The 19481-nt window shown below is 33.8% G+C and carries 11 protein-coding genes and 1 pseudogene; 4 read left to right on the forward strand and 8 right to left on the reverse strand.

The window, feature by feature from the left end; all coding sequences use genetic code 11:
• The first annotated feature begins 18 nt into the window (after positions 1-18).
• Together LDM90_RS00280 and LDM90_RS00285 are read left to right on the forward strand one after the other, a co-directional pair.
• A complete protein-coding gene (locus tag LDM90_RS00280; RefSeq protein ID WP_198212816.1) occupies positions 19-258 on the forward strand; it encodes a hypothetical protein in 240 nt (79 codons plus the stop codon).
• A gap of 254 nt (positions 259-512) precedes the next feature.
• Positions 513-2750 (forward strand): BspA family leucine-rich repeat surface protein, encoded by a 2238-nt coding sequence (locus LDM90_RS00285; RefSeq protein ID WP_223896136.1) that lies wholly within the window; start codon positions 513-515, stop codon positions 2748-2750.
• Positions 2751-2901: 151 nt separating this feature from the next.
• On the opposite strand, the gene LDM90_RS00290 is transcribed toward LDM90_RS00285, so the two are convergent.
• From LDM90_RS00290 to LDM90_RS00310, 5 genes are all read right to left on the reverse strand, one after another.
• Complete coding sequence (locus tag LDM90_RS00290; protein WP_198212812.1) at positions 2902-4473, reverse strand: ATP-binding cassette domain-containing protein; 1572 nt, start codon at positions 4471-4473, stop codon at positions 2902-2904.
• 177 nt (positions 4474-4650) lie between these two features.
• Positions 4651-5118, reverse strand: a complete 468-nt coding sequence (locus LDM90_RS00295) for a hypothetical protein (protein WP_223896137.1) — start codon at positions 5116-5118, stop codon at positions 4651-4653.
• Entirely contained in the window at positions 5105-5323 is a 219-nt protein-coding gene (locus tag LDM90_RS00300) for a helix-turn-helix transcriptional regulator (protein WP_308443166.1), read from the reverse strand. The genes LDM90_RS00295 and LDM90_RS00300 overlap by 14 nt, the downstream gene beginning before the upstream one ends.
• Positions 5324-5446: 123 nt before the next feature.
• Complete coding sequence (locus tag LDM90_RS00305) at positions 5447-6403, reverse strand: NAD(P)-dependent oxidoreductase (protein WP_223896138.1); 957 nt, start codon at positions 6401-6403, stop codon at positions 5447-5449.
• A 518-nt stretch (positions 6404-6921) separates the two neighbouring features.
• Positions 6922-12675, reverse strand: coding sequence for a S8 family serine peptidase (locus LDM90_RS00310; RefSeq protein ID WP_223898613.1), 5754 nt, complete (start codon positions 12673-12675; stop codon positions 6922-6924).
• 294 nt (positions 12676-12969) lie between these two features.
• On the opposite strand from LDM90_RS00310, the gene LDM90_RS00315 reads away from it, so the two are divergent.
• Positions 12970-13875, forward strand: a complete 906-nt coding sequence (locus LDM90_RS00315) for a peptidylprolyl isomerase PrsA (protein ID WP_223896140.1) — start codon at positions 12970-12972, stop codon at positions 13873-13875.
• A gap of 556 nt (positions 13876-14431) precedes the next feature.
• On the opposite strand, the gene LDM90_RS00320 is transcribed toward LDM90_RS00315, so the two are convergent.
• Positions 14432-14638, reverse strand: a complete 207-nt coding sequence (locus LDM90_RS00320; RefSeq protein ID WP_223898615.1) for a hypothetical protein — start codon at positions 14636-14638, stop codon at positions 14432-14434.
• 573 nt (positions 14639-15211) lie between these two features.
• The gene (locus LDM90_RS00325) at positions 15212-15844 is read right to left on the reverse strand and encodes a hypothetical protein (protein WP_187154201.1); all 633 of its coding nucleotides are present in this window, start codon (positions 15842-15844) and stop codon (positions 15212-15214) included.
• 607 nt (positions 15845-16451) lie between these two features.
• On the opposite strand from LDM90_RS00325, the gene LDM90_RS00330 reads away from it, so the two are divergent.
• Positions 16452-17009, forward strand: coding sequence for a hypothetical protein (locus LDM90_RS00330; RefSeq protein ID WP_222710080.1), 558 nt, complete (start codon positions 16452-16454; stop codon positions 17007-17009).
• A gap of 95 nt (positions 17010-17104) precedes the next feature.
• Here LDM90_RS00330 and LDM90_RS00335 read toward each other — a convergent pair.
• Positions 17105-18850 (reverse strand): annotated as a pseudogene (locus LDM90_RS00335) (ABC transporter ATP-binding protein).
• Between the last annotated feature and the right edge of the window lie 631 nt (positions 18851-19481).

Here is a 19481-nt window from a genome sequence, read left to right on the forward strand (position 1 = left end):
ATAATAGGGGTTAAGAAAGTGGTTAGCAACTTCACTTGGTTCAAGAGACAGCAATCCTCAATAGTAAAAGTAAATCATATTGTAAGTCAATACCTGGCTGATCATAAGGCTGCAATTAAAACTCCGGTTTTAAAAAAGTTACTAAAAATACCAATGCTGCTACTGTATTTGTTTAAAACTGTAGAAAAGCAAAAAGAAAGTCTATTTGTTATGTTTGCTAGACTATTACTGACAGCTATAGCAATTTTAACTAGTTAGCTTAACCATATGTGCAACGAAAAATGACGAAAGAGTGTTTCATTCAATACTTAGACATTAAAATAATTGTATTAATATATAATATATATAAATAGTTAGTAATTAAAAACACTCTAACTATTTTGTGTTGCTTTAAGTATTCTTACATCTGTTAAAATATATAAGTGCGTTTAATTATTAATTAATATAATAAATATGATAAACTCCATTTAGGTACATAATATACTATTTTTAATACATGAAGGTTAAGTATAATGAATAAGAACAAGGAAAAATTGCTGCTGGGTGGGCTTGTGGTCAGTCTCGGCTTACTAGGTAACAGTCCACAAATAGTTAAGGCAGACCATCTTGCTGCTTCTCATCTTGTATCTGGAAATGATACAAAATCTAATATAGATTCACAAAATCCTATTGCTACAAATGAGGATGATGACCAAACAAATACTGCTGCTGATAGTAACTCAAAAGATCAGACAACTTCATTAATTAGTGTGCCGGTAATTTCTACGAAAAATAATGAGAATTCTGATGCAGATGCTAAAGCAGCCAATCAAAAAGACGTGCCTCCTGCAGTTACACATGGTGAAAATGAACAGCAAAAGATTGCTACAAAAGCCAACTTAATATCATCTGATAGTAATGGTGCTCATCTTACATATGATCCTGATCAAGAAGTTGCCACTATTTCTGGTAATATAACAGCTGATAGTAATGATGTACCTAGAACAATTAGCCAATTCTTTCTCACTAATAAACCCAAAAAGATTGTTATCGACGGACCTCTAGCTATCAAGGGATCTGCGGCTGGTCTCTTCAGTGATTTAAACGACTTAGAAGAGTTTGAGGGCTTATCTAACTTTGACACAAGCCAAGTTACGAATATGGCCTCTATGTTCTCTAATGATAAAAATTTAAAAAGTCTAGATTTGAGTAGCTTTAATACGAGTAATGTAACTGATATGAACAAGCTTTTTAAGTCTTGTTCTGCCTTAACAAATCTTGATGTTAGTTCGTTTAATACAGCAAAAGTTAAAGACATGAGTACTATGTTTAACCTTTGCACAAGTTTAACCAACTTAAATCTGAATAATTTTGATACTAAAAATGTTGAAAACATGAATTCTATGTTTTATGCCTGTCGAAACTTGTCGTCTCTGAGCATTAGTAACTTCAATACAGCAAAGGTAACGGACATGACTGCTATGTTTGGCATGTGCCTTAAGTTATCAAATTTAAATGTTGCTAGCTTTGATACCAGCAACGTTAAGCAAGCTGTGGGCATGTTTTTATATTGTATGAGTTTGAACCAATTAGATGTTAGCCACTTCAACACTAGTAATATTACTAGCACGAACGGAATGTTTGCCTTTTGCACCAATTTAGCAAAGATAGATGTTAGTCACTTTAACACGGACAAGGTAACTGACATGATGGAAATGTTTTTAGGAGATAGCAGCTTAACCAGTCTTGATATCAGTAATTTCAATATGAACTCTGTTACCAGTAGCGATAATATGCTAAATGGACTGACAGGTTTAAATTACTTAAAGCTAGGTGCTAAAAATTCTCTACCAAGTACTGGCTTAGACACGCCAGGAATTTGGGTTAATGTCGGTGATGGCTCAACAGGACATCCTCAAGCACTTAAAGACAAGCGCTGGACATCTCCACAACTTTTAACTAACTATAATCCAGCTAAAGACGCCGATACTTACGTGAGATACAATGCGGCTGTTATTACACATTATCAAGACCAAGACAGTAACCAACTAGCACCTAATGATGTGCAAACAGGTGGATTAAACACTCCATATACTACAAAGCCGAAAGATATTACTGGTTACACTTTAGCAGAAACTCCTGCCAATGCCAGTGGTAGCTTTGCTGATAATACTATAACTGATGTTGTTTATCTCTACAAAAAAGCTCCTACCAAGCTGCCAGTAAATCCTAATGTCCCAAGTAAAGCTGCTGATGTGATTGTTCACTACCAAGATGAAAATGGTAACGAACTTACTTCCGACATTGTTTTAAGCGGTAACGTTGGTGACGGGTATACTACTGGAGCCAAAGATCTTGCAGGCTATACTTTAAAGTCCAGACCGACGAATGCGACTGGATTCTTTAGTCCACAGACTCAAGATGTCACCTATATTTACACCAAAAACAATAATAATCCGAGTGGTAATAACCCGACTAATTCTTCTACCAAACCAGAAAAACCAAATAAACAGAAAAAGCCAACCAGGCCAAAGCCACAAAAAGCAGTTTCAAAACAGCATCATGTAAAGAAAACGGGTCGGCGATTCCAGATTATTCGGCATTCTACTATTAAAAGCCATAACTTAAGTAGTACTTCTAAACGCACTAATGTATTGGCCAAGACTGGTGAAAGTAAAGAAAGCAATTTCATGATAATGCTCACTGGCATAATTGTCACAGGAACAGTTGCTGTAATTGGCTGGTTTACACGTAAACGGAAAGGAAAATAAATATATTTAGTCAGTGGCAGTACTACTAAAGTCACTGTATTAAAAATAGCTGGAAATAATTTAGATATATACTTGGTGTCATAAAAAAGCTTACTTTATTTTTACAAAAAGTAAGCTTTTTATTTACCATACATTTATTTGAAACCATGTTTTAAATATAATTATTAAAGTCAATTACAGCATCATAACGCTTTAATTCTGCTGGCTCATAATGGTGAATAACCTCAATAAAAGTGAAGTCTGAATCAAACAAGTAATCATGAATCGCCTGAGAAGTTGCCTTATCTAATGAGGCATTGACTTCGTCCAGTAATAAAATTGGTCGTTTGGCTAAGATAGCCCTTGCCAGTTCAATTCGGGCTAACTGACCACCCGATAATTGGTCAGCATTATCACCTAATTGGTAGTCAAAACCTTTTTCTTTAACCAGCTGTCCCAGTTCTAAATGATCACAAACTGCTGTTACTTCTTCTAAGGGGATGTCTGCACCCAAAGTAAGATTAAACCACAATGAGTCGGCAAAGATGACCGCGCTTTGGCTTGAATATGCAAACAGGTTGGTAAAAGAGCCTGGTTGTACTGCTTTTTGATTAAGCAAATCTTCTTGTGCTTGGCCGTAATCACCATACATTAAATATTGGAGCATGGTGGATTTACCAGAGCCAGATGGTCCAATGACCGCAACTTTTTGTCCTTTTGCAACTGCAAAATTAATTTGACTAGCTAATTCTTTATCCTGCCGTTTTAAAGTCAGATTTTTCACTTCTAATTGCTTAAAGTCATCAGTAGCAACACCGTTTTGCGGTTTTTGCTCACCTTTAGCAATAAACTGATTGATCTTGTTAACGATACCCTTAGTGGTAGATAAATTGTTTCGTTCATTTAAAATTTGCAGGATAGGATTAACGAAAGAATTAGAAAGCTGAGTGATGGCAAATAATGCTCCTAATGTTATTTGACCATTGACTACCAATAATGTCCCAAAAGCAAATGGTAGTAAAAATGCACTGGCAATCGCAATAATATTAAGGTAGGTATTAGTATTATTATTCAGCACATTCATTTTGGCCAGTTTTTCTTCCAGACGTTCAACCGCACGCTTATTTTGTTTAACAGCATTGTCTTGCTTGCCGTATAAATTAAAAGTTCCAGTGCCAGCTAAAATATTTTTGGTTTGGCTGACATACTTGTCGTTAGCCTTAGTCCAATCACCTGAAGCCTTTTGAATTGGTTTTTGGAAAAAGTTGGACACAATTGTAGGGATCGCTGAGCCCACGAAATAAATCAAAGTAACAAACCAGTTTAAATATAAAGCATAACCCAGCGCCAAAATAACGGTATAAGTATAGATCAGAATTTCAATTTCAGCTTCATAACGATTAGTTTCTAATAACTTAAAGTCGTTAGTTAAAAAACCTAAATTAGCACTATCTTCTTCTTTATTTAGCAGCATTCCCTTTAACACTTTAGTTCTCAGCTTAGTGTTAATCTGCTTAACTGCATCGGTTTTTAAGTAATTAAATAATAAGCCTGAAATTAAGATTAAAGTCAGCGCTACTATGATCTGCGTCACTAAAGAAGGTAAGACTGAAAATTGTCTCTTAGTTGCCATATTGATCAAATTGCTAAGCATATAAGCAGCAAAGATATTTAAAGTACTGTATATCAAACCGAAAACATTGAGCCAAAAGAATTTTAAATGTGAATAGTTATGGTAAATCATTATTTTTCTCCCTCAGTTTTGTTAATAATTTTTTCATTCATTAAAGATGATAAATTAATTAAACTTGAGAAGAACCGAGATTACAATACTATTTAACTAAGAGGTCACTATCAGGAAAGCAAGTGGAAAAATTTTTATACTAAAATGCAAAGTCGCTTGGATATTATTTAGCAATATTTATGTCTCATCAGTTTCTAAGTTCATTGGTAATACCTTAATCATTTCGATTAATAATAATAAGTTCCATAAGACGCTTAAAGTAGCGACAATGGTTGTCAATATTATGACCAGTGTCGTAAAGCCTTGAGCTTCAAACATGAACGCCGCCCCAGTCATAAAGATTAGGCTCAGAATATAAATTAACCAGTTAGCTATTTTATACATTTGGTGATCAGTTTTTACTGCAATAAACTCATCACGCTCGTCTTCATCATCTTTATCTGTGCCCACAGTTTTGGCTTTATAATAAAGATAAAAAGCAAAACTAATAGCAAAAACTACATAAATAATATTTTTCGGTATATCGGTTTGCCTGCGGTGCTGCAGAACCTCTAAACTGATCAGCACTAACTCAAGAAGTGCTAAAAATGTAAAAAAGCATGCTGCGAAATAATATTTGATCTTTCTTTTCTTATTCTTCTTCATTTTCTACATATTCCTGTAAACAAAATAAGGTTTCAATATCGGTCCTAAAAACTTGCGCTAGTTTATACGCCAAGATGAGCGAAGGTTTGTATTTACCTTTTTCTACTGAGATAATCGTTCGTTCAGTAACACCCACTTTGACAGCAAGTTCACGTTGCGTTAAGTGCAGCTTTTTTCTATTTTCTTTAACTAAATTTGTGATAATCTCACCTTCTTAGTAATGTGAAGTATGCTTCATGTAGTTAGCTTCATATTATATTACTGTAAAAGAAAAAAAGCCAAGTAAAAACTTGGTTTTTATTCATGATTATTTTTACTAATTAAAAGATCACTTATTAACTTGGTTTAATGGCTTATGATCCCGCAAATATGAAATGAGATTTTGTGAAGCCTCAGCCGCAATATTCGTGCGGGCAGACAGTGTTCCTGAACCTGCATGAGGTGACAAAATCACATTATCTAGTTCACATAAAGCTTGTGGCACTTCTGGTTCAGTTTCATATACGTCTAAACCTGCTCCGGCAATATCACCGTTCTGCAATGCGGCAATTAAATCATTTTGTTTAATCAGCTTACCTCGAGCAACATTGATGATATAAGCTGTCTTTTTCATCTGCTTAAATACTTGAGCATCGAAAACGCCTGTTGTAGAAGGGGTTGCTGGGGCGTGCAGGGTAATCACATCTGCTGTTTTAACAAGAGTATCAAAATCTACATAATGAACATTCTTTTTTGCTTCTTCTTGAGAACTTAACTGATGTCTGTTATGGTAAATGACTTTCATGCCAAAGACTTGGGCGTACTTGGCTACTTCAGAGCCGATACGCCCCATACCGTAAATACCAAGCGTTTTTCCCTGGAGTCCCGTCCCCATATTTTCCGGTTTAGAAACATCAACCCATTTTTCAGTGCGAATGGTTTTATCATAAAAATGCAAACGTCTCATAGTTGCTAGAATTAGGGCAAATGTCATTTCAGCGGTGGGAATAAGAACGCTTTTAGGACAATTGGCAACAACAATTCCTTTTTGCTTTGCATAGTCAATGTCAATTTTGTCATAGCCAACGCCACTAGCAGAAATAATTTTCAAGTTAGTTCCGGCATCAATTAATTCACGGTCAGCCTGTGTCCCCATGAGTATCAGACCTTCATACTCAGATAGATGTGCTAAAATCCAGGCTCTATCTTCTTTTTCTGGTTTACGGGTCACAGCAAAGTTTTTTCTTAACTCCGTTAAACCAGCTTCTGGCATTCTTCCTGTTACTAAAACTTTTATGTTACTCATATTCTAACCCTCCCTTAGTTTGTAAGCTTTTTTCTCTAGATTGATCATTATCTATAAAGCTTTAAATTGAATTTTCACGTTAATGTTAATTATACTTTAGTATTTGTCTTTCATCAAAAAAGCCTGACAATATTTAAATCTTGTCAGGTATTTTATCTTGTATATTTTCTGTTAGATTTATTAATTGCAGTGGCACTTTTTGGGAAATGCGCAAGATTTCTAAAAAAGACTACCAGTTGATTTATTATGCTAATTCAATATTCAATCTGACCTGATATGAATCCCGAAATTAAGACAAAATTTTTTTGGGGGTTAGTATTATTTGCTTAGTTAAGTCGCCTTTCTCAATACAGTCTGTTATCGAACGCCCAAAAATTATGAGATACATAGCAGATTTTCACGACAAAGAACAAGCAAAAAACGATCAAAATACTCAATTGAGAATTTTGATCGTCTTTTAAAATCTGGAAACTATTTTCTTATATAAGTTTTATATGATAAGACTAGTTATGGATCAACTATTTTACAAGATCAACTTTATAAAAGTTTACGCTCTTGATGTATTTACCTTCGCCAATTCTATAAGCTGTCTTCTTATATTTCTTTAAAGCCTTATATTGATCACCGTAGACGGTCACAGTAGTACCCTTCTTGAGAAGAATACGTGATGTCTTCTTACCATTAGACTTGTAAACGTAAGAGTTTCTCTTCAACTTAGCCTTGGTACCAGTAACATTTCTTACACGAACATATTCATCCTCATCTACTACCTTGTAGAAATGTTGACCATTAAATGTATAAACTTTTAGTTTATCATTTTCAACTACAAAGTTAAGGAAGCTATATGCCTTGGCAGTCTTAGAGGTCTTCTTAAGATCCTTAGTGTAAAGAACAGACTTGAACATTACCTTAGTTGATTTACCCTCTTCTTTGGCATCCTTCTTTTCCTCATTAGCCTTATTCTTATCTGAAGCAGTTGTATTTGCACTTGCTTGTGAACTAGAATTATTAGAGCTTGGAGTGGCATTAGTTGATGGAGTTGATTCAGTACTCTTAGCAGTTAAACCTTTTTCTGCTTTAGCTAATGCATCAGTTGCAGCTTGGACATCTTCCAGTGTAGCGTCTTTGTTTGCTAAAGTATCTTTCGCTTTGTCTAAAGCTTCTTCATAAGCCTTCTTAGAATCATCAGTATAGCCACTCAAATCTTTCTTTTCGCCAGCATCAACATTAGTTTGAAGTTTCTTCTTTGCTTTTAGCAGATTATCATCTGAAGTATCTTTTTCTTTATCAGTCAATGCCTTTTCTGCTTTAGCTAATGCATCGCTAGCAGCTTGTACATCTTTTAATGTAGCATTCTTATCTGCTAAAACATCTTTAGCCTTGTCTAAAGCTTCTTCATAGACCTTCTTAGAATCATCAGTGTAGCCACTCAAGTCTTTCTTTTCGCCAGCATCAAAATTGTCCTGAAGCTTTTCTTTAGCATCAGACAATTTCTCGTCATCTGCACTAGGCTTGGTTTTCTCATTAAGATCCTTGACCTCTACAGATTTAACATCAGATTCATTGCCATATTTATCAACAGTCTTGAATTCAACAGTTCCATTTTCAGTGACTTTGAGTCCGTCAGCTGGCACATCTTTGAATGTCTTGCCATCATCAACACTATAAACTACCGTTGCATCAGGTTCCTTGGTAGTAGCTTCAATGAGAGCAGACTCGCCATCTTTTGCTACAATTTGCTTTATATCAGGCTCATCTAAGACCTTTTCTGGTTCATAGTAAACGATTAAAGCTTGAGTAGTTTCATTGCCTTGAGAATCAGTTACTTTAATATTAAAAGTATTCTTACCCTGTTTCAATTCAGCTTCATACTTAAAGTTCTTCTTGAAGCCTTCCTCGCTGTGGAAGTCTACATCACCCCAAGCAGATTCAATGTGATTATTATTGATTGATAGTTCATAGTAGTTGTAGTCATCAGTGACAGTACCAGAAATTGTGTATTTATCCTTGTTAGTGTAGACAGGACCATCATTATCCAGGGCTAAATCAGGTGATTCTGCATCTACATAGAAACTTAGTCTCTCTTGAGTAGTTTCTCTAACAGTTGAGTCACCAATCAAAGCAGATACAATCTTAGCACCATGAGTACCAACATTTAAAGTTACTTCAAATGTCTGATCAGAATTGATCTTGACGTTCTTACCATCGATTTGCAAAGTAGTAGTTGGTCTCTTTACCTTACCAGTAATAGTCAACTCGCCAGTTTTAGGATCATAATTTTTGGTATCAGCGCTAACGTTGTTGGTACCCCACTTGATGCCGTCACCGAATGTAACGTCATTGCTCTCTACAGTTGTTTTACCACGATCACTAGACTTAATCTTTTGCTCAACACTGGATGAATTACCATCTTCATCAGTTGCTACAATATTAAAGTCATTTTCACCAAAGTGTACTGGTAATTCAATAGAGAAGGTATGATCAGCACCCAGATCAACTGATACGTCATCTTCGCCATTTTGCTTAATTACTAATGACTTAGTATCAGCACTGACCTTACCTGAAAGCTTAATGGTAGCTTCAGAGGTTTGTGCCAATTCAGCTGATGAATCCTTGCTTGCATCGTAAGTATCACTCTTATCAACGGTTAAGCTTTCAACCTTAGCTGGTATAAGACTAACTGTAATTTCTTTTTCTTTAAGGACGGTCTTATGGTCAGCATCAGCATAGAGAGTGACCGTTGTCTTGTAATCATCCTTAGTAAGTGGAAGATTAGCAACAAATGACTTGTCATCTTCACTTTCGATATCTAAGTCGTGAGTCTTGTCATACTTATCAGTATAAGTACCATATACCCTACTTGGATAAGTACCTGTGAATACAAAGAACTTAGTGTCAGGTTCGTATCTGTCAGTTGTTGAAGAGATCTTATCTGGTAACCCACCGCCTTTAAGAACCAAGCCATAGCCGGTTTCACCTGGTTTATTGCTTTCACCTGAAGCAGTTCCTGCATTTGAAGCATTATCAAATAGTGCTACAGCAAAGTCATTAGTACCTGCTTGTAAAGCTTTTACCTGCTCAGGAGATAAGTCGATTTCAATCTTTTGGAAACCATCTTTATCTGCCTTAGTAGTTGGATCGTATGTTAATTGACTTGAGACACCATTTATAGAAACATTAGCGTCACCACTTAAGCCACTAAGATCATCCTTGGCTTCGGCAGACAAGTAGTATCGAGTCTTTTCTTGGCCATTGTTATCCTTTTCTGTACTTGATTCTAGCTTTAAGTTCTTTAATAAAGGTTTAACACTATCCACCTTAACGGGAATATCGTAATGCTGTTCTGTATTTGTGCCATCAACGGTAGCAGAAATTCTGTAAGTATATGTTCCATCAGGCACTTTAACTGTCTTGTTAGCTTGTTGGTCAAAGTATGTACCGTCCCACTCAGGAGCTTCATCAAAGTAAGTGTATCTTTGAGCTTGTGCGTAATAGTAAGTCTTAGTAGCATTACTCAACGAAGCTAAAGTATTAATTACTTTGCCATCTTTATCCAAAATTTGAGCCTTAACGTTATTAGCATTTCTGTATAAATAATAAGTTGGTTTAAACCATTGGAATTGAACATTATTCGCAGTAGAAATTGCGAATTTTGAAGAATCAAATACATAATTACCGTTTTCATCAATGCTTAAACCTGGGTTACCATTAAAAGAGTCATTACCAGCGGTTACAATAGTACCCAAGATATTATTGTAAGGTTGGAATACATCTGGATCATTTAAGCTAGCAAAGATAGGTAGATCTGAACTTGCCCAGTCGCCAAAGAATCCCATGTATGGTAAACGTAATTGTGAACCGTCTGATCCATTAAAGTTCAAGAATCCTTCAACATACTGATTTTCTTTAAAATCAGTCGGCAGTGCTAATGTAATAGTAAGTTCCTTAGTTGAATTTGCAGGTACAACTACGTAATCATCAGTTTGAACTGAAGCATCATCAATTTTCTTGTCATACAAAACTGAACTACTATCAGTAGCAGAAGTATAAATATCCGATTCTTTACCATTATTGTTTAGCTTATAAGTTAAATCCTTATTTGTTCTATTGGTAAACTTAACTTGGAATTTAAGATTTCTATCTGTGAAGCTCTTAAGTTCAACACCTGGATAGCCGTTGCTACCAACAACGGTTGAAGGATTTTTAGCCAATGCCTGAATAGCAGCTTGTGCATTGATGAACCCAGCACATTGTCTACGAGGTGAGACAATCACATTATCATGACTAACATCAGGTTGAATACTTGCAGTATTCATTTCCAAAGTTTTGATAAATGCTGTTCTTTCATCTGGACTCATCTTTTGATAAATTTCATAGAAAGAACCCTTTTTATCATTCATTGCTTGACTTACAAGTGCTTGTGTACCAGCAATAAATGGAGAAGCCATAGAAGTACCTGACATGTTAGTATAGCCATTATTATTTTGAGTTGACCAAAGATTTCCACCTGGTGCTGAGATATCTGGCTTAAATGCCAAATTAGAAACAGGACCATAGGAAGTAAAGTTAGACATTAAGTCCGTCTTAAGGGCTGAATTATCTAATGGCTGCACAGCAATGCTTACCTTTAATGCTTCATCAGGATGATTATCAACATATTCTACTAACTTGCTTCCAGCATCCCCTGATAATCCAACAGTAGGGAATCCAGCATTGAGCTGCATGTTAGTTAATGCACCAGCTTGATTATTAACAATGACTAAACCCGCAGCCCCTGCTTCCTGTGCAAATTTTTGTTTATCAGTAAAAGTAAGAGTCCCACGCTTAACGATAGCAATTTTACCCTTAACATCTGATGTATATTGATTTGCAGAGCCTATACCTAATTGTCCATTGTTATCTTTAACAACGTAGAACTGCTTGTCATTAAAGAATGAACGATCAGTACCTCCTGAAAGTTGAGTAGTTTCTGGGCCTAATATTACAGTTTTACCATCAGATGAAGTAAAAGTTATACCATCAGTAGTAACTTTATTATTCTCTGCTGATGCAACCGTTGTGGCAGTTCTGGCAGTACCCGGACTACCTAAAGTTCCCATATCTGGATTGCCATAATATGCCTTATTGTTTCCATCAGCTTTTGAGTTTGAGGTCCCAGAGTTACCAGCAGAAATTACAGCGGCAGTACCTGTCTTAGTAGCACGGTCAACAGCTACAATTTCTGGATCATCATCAGTTTGCTGACCAGAAGTAGAACCTAGGGACATGTTCAAAACATCAGCACCAAGTTTAGCTGAATCATCAATTGCTCCAATGATGTTAGTAGAATCAGTAGTAGCAGAACTAGCTGAATTAGAAAAGGCCTTCATTGCTAATAATTGCGCTTCTGGAGCAACACCTACAACCGAATTAACAGAATCTGAAGTACCATTGGCAGCTACGATACCTGCAACGTGCATACCGTGTTGCTCGCTAGGATTATTATCAGTAATATTGTCATTGTTATCTGAATAGTTATGACCATACGGGACCTTTTCAGTAAAGTAGCGCCCATAACCAGCTTGTTTTGTGAAGTCAGCAACCTTTTCTCTAGTTAATTTCGCTTTAGATTCATCACTCAACCGTAAATCCTTATGATTAGGATCAATACCTGTATCGATGATAGAAACTACAGTGCCTTCACCTTTGTATTTATAATTATTCCAAACTGCTGAAACATTAGCCATATCATCAGCTGAAGAGTCATTAGCATAGTAGACTTTTGCCAAAGTTACTGATTTAACGCCTGGAATGGATCTTAATTTTTGAATATCTTTAACCTTTGCTTTAGTAGCAAAACCGTTAACTACATAACCATAGCTTTTGCCAATTGCTTGGTTGGTAATTGCCTTTACCTTTGCTTTAACTGAACCTTGTTGTGCAATTACTTGTTTTGTAGCCTGTTCAATTTCTGCACTACTTGAATTTGTGCTTACTGAACCATTTGTAGCTGCAGGTGCAACAGACAATTGAACAATTACATCAACATACACAGTTTGCTTTTCGTCAGAAGTTAAATGCTTAAGATTAACTCCTTTTGCAGCTAATTGTGCTTCAATTGCTTTGTTTGTTATGCCCACTGTAGCTGACTCTGCTGCTTTAGAGCTGTTTGCAACAGTTTTTGTTTGACTGTCAACAGTAGCTTTAACGTGCTGTTCAGCATTAGAGAATACAGATACGACAGATAGTGCAGCAGCACAAACTAGCACTCCCACATACTTATTTCTTTTCATAGCTAGTCCCCCAACTTAATTAACAATAGTGTGTTTGCCTGATTGAATTAATAACATTATCAATTAATTAAATATTATATAGGATAAAATTAAAAATAACAATTGTTTTAGTAAAAAATATTATTTTTAATTATTTTAATTTCTTATTTTTGTAATTTATGGACTGCTTTGCCCGCTATTCTGGTAATCTCTTGTTTATTGCTTGTTATTTTTTGTGATTTTATTGAATTAAAAGTTGCAATCTGTTTTAATATTTTTAATAATTAGATGAAAATCTTCATTGGAGGAGATAAAATGAACAAATTATTAAAAGGTGTAATAACTGCTGTAACTGGCATTTCCTTACTGAGTTTAGCAGGTTGTTCAAAATCAAATAATACAGAAGTTGCTCAATATGGAAAAGATAAAAAAATTACGCAACAAGAGTTTTATAAGGAACTTAAGTCAGCTCCTTCAAGTAAAAACGTTTTAGCTAATTTGTTGATTTATGACGCTCTAAAGGCCCAATATGGGGAAAAGTTGAATTCTAAAGAAGTTACTCAAGAATACAATAATTATAAAGAGCGCTATGGCTCACAATTTGATGAATTTTTAGCACAAAATTCATACACTAAGTCATCTTTTAAGAGAATGATTCAAATTAACCTACTTAGTGAAATTGCATTGAGGTCTCAAATAAAACCCACAAATAAAGAATTAAAAGCAGAGTGGAAAACATATCAACCAAAGATTACTGTGCAGCATATTTTAGTAACCAGTCACTCAATAGCTGAAGAAATTATCAATCAATTAGACAATGGAAAAAGTTTTTCAAGTTTAGCAAAAAAGTATTCTGTAGATAGTTCTACCAGTACTAATGGCGGAAAATTAGCACCTTTTAATCAAGCAAATAAAAATTGGGATTCCACTTTCAAAAATGCCGCATATAAGCTTAAAAATGGTGAATATACCAACACTCCAGTAAAAGTTACTAATGGCTATGAGATAATAAAAATGATTAACCATCCAGCTAAAGGGAGTTTTGAAAACAATAGAGCAGAACTAACAAATAACCTTTATGCCAAATGGGCCGCAAATTCTACTGTTATGAGAAATGTAATCAGCCAAGTTTTGAAAGACCAAAACGTCAAAATTACAGACAAAGATTTAAAATCTGCATTGGATCAATACAAAGGATCTACAAAATCAGGGTTAAATTAGAGCTTAGTTGCTTATAAAATCTAGTTGAACACTTACCAACAATTCAAAGTTTCTTTAAATATCTAATCAATCAGTTCAAGTAATAGTGAACTGATTTTTTTTTTTCAAATAACGGTCTTATTATTAGTCGTGTAGCATTTGTAAGTGATGACAATGTCAATCACGGCTCATTTAACATGTATAATTATAAATATCATTATATTTACAACTATATTTATCGTTTAAATGTAATCTGCAAGAACTAATTAAAGCAATTACAGAATACATTCACTACTATAACGAAGAAAGTTAAAGAGAGACTAAAAGGCTTGACCCCGAAAGAATATCGGGCTCAAGCCTTAAAGAAATGATATTAACTTTTTGTCCAAGCTTTTGGGAGTAGTACACAATACTTAAATCATGGCAGGTATTTTCTCATATTTGTTTTCTGCTATATTTATTTCTGCAGAAGTCTTTCTTGGAAAGTGCGCAAGGTTTTTAAAAAACAACCATGTAGATTATATATTTAATTTGATCAATTTTAGCGGTGCAGTATTCTTTTTTAATTTTATTTATCTTACGTTAACTTAAGAATTGCACTGATGGTTGATACTGCAATTGCGGCTACAATCAACCAGCCAAGGGCATTTCGCGGTCTATTATATGTAATGATCGGTCCCATGCTCCACAACTGATTTTTAGCGAAGGCAATAGCAAAAATACCAATCACAGTAAGCCACAAAATTATTGCTAAAACAGTAGTTAGTCTTTGAATATTTTTCATTAGTCTTTTATTCTGCATAATAAACCTTTATTAATATCTTCTCAGGATAAATCATTTAGATATATTTGTTAAAAATATTTTAAATAATAGTCTGAACATTTTTAATTAAATATAGGCTAATCCAGAGGCAAATAGGTTGCCACAAGAATAAAATTAACATACTAATAACTTTTAACAAAGTCCTGTACATCAGTTAAATTTTAAATTCCAATGCAGTTCCAAGAAACGTAATTTTATGTGTCTTGCCAGAATAACTATAGTTAAGTTTCCTTATACCATTGATAACAGCAACCTTATCATTTTGTAAATTACTTTTTAATGCTATAACTGGACAATGTCACTAATCAACAATAAAATCGTTGCTCCCAAGTCTGCACTAGACCTCATAAGCTTATTCATATTATTCTACTCTTTTTTATATTTAGAACTTATCATATAATCCCTAAGCCAGGTCTTTATGCTTACCTACATTATGAACTCTTGCTTTTAATTGAAGTTTTGGTGACACAAATCTACCTTAATCGGTGTAATTAATACAATCCAATTAGATATTTTCGATTTTTACCAGATCATTTATTTTATTCTACGATAAACTTCACCTATTTTAAGCTTTGGTAAAGTTAACATTTTGCTTGTCTTCTGACCCCTCTTATGCTGAGTTATTCTTAAATTATCATAATTATGAAAATTTTTGCTTTCCAGAAATATATTGTCCTTAGAAATATCACTTGTCGTGGAATATACAGGTTTCCCATTTTCCCAAATTTTTATAATATTCCCCGGCCTGGTATAGAATTCAATATAGACTGAACTATTATTCCTCTTTACCTTACTCAAAATTGGCTTATTTGTAACATATTTCTTAGGAGAAACAGTTTTAAGTAATTTTTTATCACCATAAATTTTGAATGTCTCATAACCTTTGAAAGGAATAGTAACTTTGAACTTTGCGACATTCTGATTTACTTTCAAATTTTTGACCACTTGATTATCATATTTAATTTTCAAATTAAATACATCATTAGTCCTACCACTAAAAGTTATTTTATGCATCTTGCCGGAATAGTTACTATGAAAATTGCTGACTCTAGGATTGAGTTTTATCGGAGTCGTAGATTTTGTTTTAGCTGATACATTAATTTGTAAACAGCTCATTAATAATGTTAAAAATAAAGTTAACATAAAATAAAGTTTTATTTTTTTCAAAGTACTTTCCTTTCAATAAATAATTATTAAAAACAAATAAAGCGCGGGTGCACAACACGTAGCAATAATTTTTTGCACGAATTCTCTGTTTATTATATAATTGTATATTATATGTGTCAATGTTTTTTATATATAAATTATATTACATGATATCCTGAATATACTTTAGTTAGCTATGCTTAAAATACATGAAATTAAAAAATTAATTTTTATCAAAAAATAACATTTAAAATACGGTTTATTCTTATAATTATCAAAATATAGTTTATACTTAATATGTTACTTAAATAAATTTTTGTTGAACGCTGAAACAGCAACTGAAGTTATGTTATTACCAGAAAGTCCTAGAATTGTAACATTAAAATTTTTGATTGGACTGACAGGCTTTAAAAATAACCATACTCCTTGCAATTTATACTCCCACTTTTTTATTATTTCAATCACCCCCTTTCGAGAAACCAACAACAGCAATTTAAGTAAAAATGCTATAAAAATTGCCTAGAATGCCTCTAGAGCACTGTTAATAACGGCTTTAATGTGCTATAGTAATTTATAAGAATTTCTTAAGGCTTTAAGACATTTTTATAATTAATTTAGGAGGAAAAATATGCCAGAGGTAATCAAAGAAACAGGAGAAAAGAAAGTAGAAATGAATAAGTCACGTAATAAGACGTGGTTTAAAAAAGAATTTTCTGCCAGTACATTACTTTTTTGGATTAAGGGATCAGTGGCAGTTGACTATAGATTTGTAAGAATAGTTGAGCAAAATACAGTACTGGGCCTACTTCCAGCTGGTAAGCATAAACAAAATATTCCTTTAAAAAATATATCTGATGCTTCAATTGATACATCTTACTCCGTTAAAGACTTCATTTTTGGTGTGATTATAGCAACGACTGGATTGGGAATGTTTAACTCTGATACAGCAATCGGTGTTATTATTTTATTAATTGGTATCGGAATCTTTTTAAATGGTATTATGACTAAATTATCAATTGAAAAGGGTGGCACAGCATACGAAATATCCGTTCCATTTTATAATAAACAAAACATGATTGAAATTCAGCAAGCTATTGAAGAAGCACTGACAACAGACATTGATAAAACAGATCAAAGCTTATACCATCATCGTTTAGCTGAAGATGACATAGATGAAGTAAAATAACAATTAAAAAGTTTCGGAATATAAAATAGATAAAATCTACATTTAACACTAAAATAAACATAGGTTTTATCTATTTTTGTTATATCTATTTATACTTATATATAAGCCTCTTTTTGTAAATTATACATATTGCGATAATCAGCATTACTCCTGATTAATTTTTCGTGTGTATCAAAGCCCAGAACTCTGCCATTTTGTAAAAAGAGAATTTTATCCGCATATTTCACGGCCGACAAGTGATGTGTTACAAAAATAATTGTTTTGCCCTCGTTTTCTGCCAAAAAATGCTGGTAAATTTCATTTTCACTTTTAGCGTCTAAAGCCACAGTAGGCTCATCTAAGAACTCTATTTGAGCATTAGTATACATGTCACGTGCAAGTGCTATTTTTTGCCACTGTCCTCCTGAAAGTTCAGTGCCATTCGCAAATTCCTTACTTAAAATTGTATTTAAGTCGATATTTTTATCTTTAAGCAATGTTTCTAAACCTGCCTTCTTCAACGCAGATTTAATTTTCGCGTTACCGCCTGGACGAAAAACTGCTACATTGTCGGCCAAACTCAACTTTGAAAAGTGACGGATAAATTTTGCCGATAATTTGCAAGAGTAAATTCACGAAAATCATTACCGTTAAGCTCGATCTTTCCCTTACTTGGATCATAAAAACGCAACAATAATTTAATTAAAGTTGACTTGCCTGAACCATTTTCACCCACTACAGCGATTTTTTCACCTTGATTAATTTGAAAATTCAAATCATGCAAAACTTCATTTTTAGAAAAGGGATAAACAAACGAAACATGCCCTAATTTAATTTGCTCAATCGGTGCGGCTATTTCTTTAGTACCACTTTGAAAGTCATCATGGTAATTCTCAAAGCGCTGATATTTTTCTACCCATAAAAGTGAATCGTAAAGCAGACTGCTGTCTTCTACCAACGTAGCCAAAGAAGAAGAAACAGCTGTAATGACAGAAATAAACATCAATAAAGCGCCAGCACCAAGTATCCCATGAACAACTGCAGAAGCGAACCAATAAAAGCCATAACCCGAAAGTGTGACCACAAGTGCGAGGAAGAAAGTGCTAATGTACATCTGCTTTTTACGGACTTGATCCACATCTTTTCTAGTATTCTTAAATAATTTGACGTATTTTTTAATAACAGCTGGAAACATGCTAAATAATCTTATTTCTTTAGCATCTTTGCGATCTAAAAGTAATGAGCTTAAGTAATCTAGTTTTCTAACATTTTTACTACGGGTGACCATGGCTTCAAAGGCTTTTTGTTGGATGCGATAGTAGCTCAAACTTTGAGGGACCATGACTAACAGCAGTAAAACTGCAATCCATCAATTATAGCGCGCCAAAAGAAATAAGATAAAAACAGAGTTAAAGCAGACTGGATTACTGCTACTCCAAACACGATTAAATTGACTGGACGCCACAAAACATCATCTTTTAACATCTTTAAATCATCATAGTAAGAGTTGTCGTCAAAAATGCTAAGAGACTGTAAATCTTGGGATTTAGTCATTAAGCTGACATTGATAAAGCCCGTTAGTTTTTCAGTCAAAATGCCTTGAACAGAAGTAGCTATCGGTGGCAATAGCTGCGTTACAGCGGTAGCTATAATCCAAATTATTAGACTAACAACAAAATTTTGGTGATTAGAAACATCGTTAATAACATTTTGTCCCGCATTGACTGCAAGAACGGATGCAATTGCTTGGATAGGAGCCAACAAAAAACAAAAGCAGCTAAACTGCGAGCTGCCTTGAAAAATAATTTATAAGTCGCTAAAAGCAGATCGAAGTAATGTTGAAAAGAATGTAGCTTTTTCATAATTAATTACCCTTCTAATTTTCAAAAATATTAACTTTTTAAATTTAAAAAATTAGAGATAACATAATTAGTTTTAGTTAGGCATGATTATTTTCAGCAATTTACCAAACATTAGTAATATTGACCAAAATTGCACAACTAAAAAAGTTATTAATAGAAAAAAGATGAAAAACAATTTTTACTAAACTAAAGTCAATATTCTTTTGCCAGTTTCCATTAATAAAATAAAAAATATAAAAATAATAAAATTAGACAAAGCTAAACCATTGGCGCATTTTACTAAATGCGTCTCAATAAGTTCTTGCCTAAATTATTTAATGCTATCTCTAATTTATAGTGTGTATACTGGTTTCATCTTCGGTTGCCTGCTTTCTATTGTAATTAAATTAATAATAATTTCATATTGCAAAAAACAATGAAAGGTTTAACGATATTAATTTGTATATTCTGTCATAAATGATTTATAGAAAAATCATAAAATTTCTGAAATTATCGGTGCAAAATAATTAAATTTTGCATCGCAAACTTGTTTATTGCACTGTAAAAAATTTATCATTGTATAAAAAATTAGCCTTAACTTATCTGCGTGAAATGCTGATAGGTCAAGGTTAATCGAATCAAATGATTCTTC

Source organism: Lactobacillus huangpiensis (assembly GCF_019972815.1).
GTDB lineage: Bacteria > Bacillota > Bacilli > Lactobacillales > Lactobacillaceae > Lactobacillus > Lactobacillus huangpiensis.

What these genes read in the sequence shown, in the direction of transcription:
- LDM90_RS00330 (WP_222710080.1), top strand. Translation starts at nt 16,452, where the DNA reads ATGCCAGAGGTAATCAAAGAAACAGGAGAAAAGAAAGTAGAAATGAAT.
- LDM90_RS00310 (WP_223898613.1), bottom strand. Translation starts at nt 12,675, where the DNA reads ATGAAAAGAAATAAGTATGTGGGAGTGCTAGTTTGTGCTGCTGCACTA.
- LDM90_RS00320 (WP_223898615.1), bottom strand. Translation starts at nt 14,638, where the DNA reads ATGAAAAATATTCAAAGACTAACTACTGTTTTAGCAATAATTTTGTGG.
- LDM90_RS00295 (WP_223896137.1), bottom strand. Translation starts at nt 5,118, where the DNA reads ATGAAGAAGAATAAGAAAAGAAAGATCAAATATTATTTCGCAGCATGC.
- LDM90_RS00315 (WP_223896140.1), top strand. Translation starts at nt 12,970, where the DNA reads ATGAACAAATTATTAAAAGGTGTAATAACTGCTGTAACTGGCATTTCC.
- LDM90_RS00290 (WP_198212812.1), bottom strand. Translation starts at nt 4,473, where the DNA reads ATGATTTACCATAACTATTCACATTTAAAATTCTTTTGGCTCAATGTT.
- LDM90_RS00285 (WP_223896136.1), top strand. Translation starts at nt 513, where the DNA reads ATGAATAAGAACAAGGAAAAATTGCTGCTGGGTGGGCTTGTGGTCAGT.
- LDM90_RS00305 (WP_223896138.1), bottom strand. Translation starts at nt 6,403, where the DNA reads ATGAGTAACATAAAAGTTTTAGTAACAGGAAGAATGCCAGAAGCTGGT.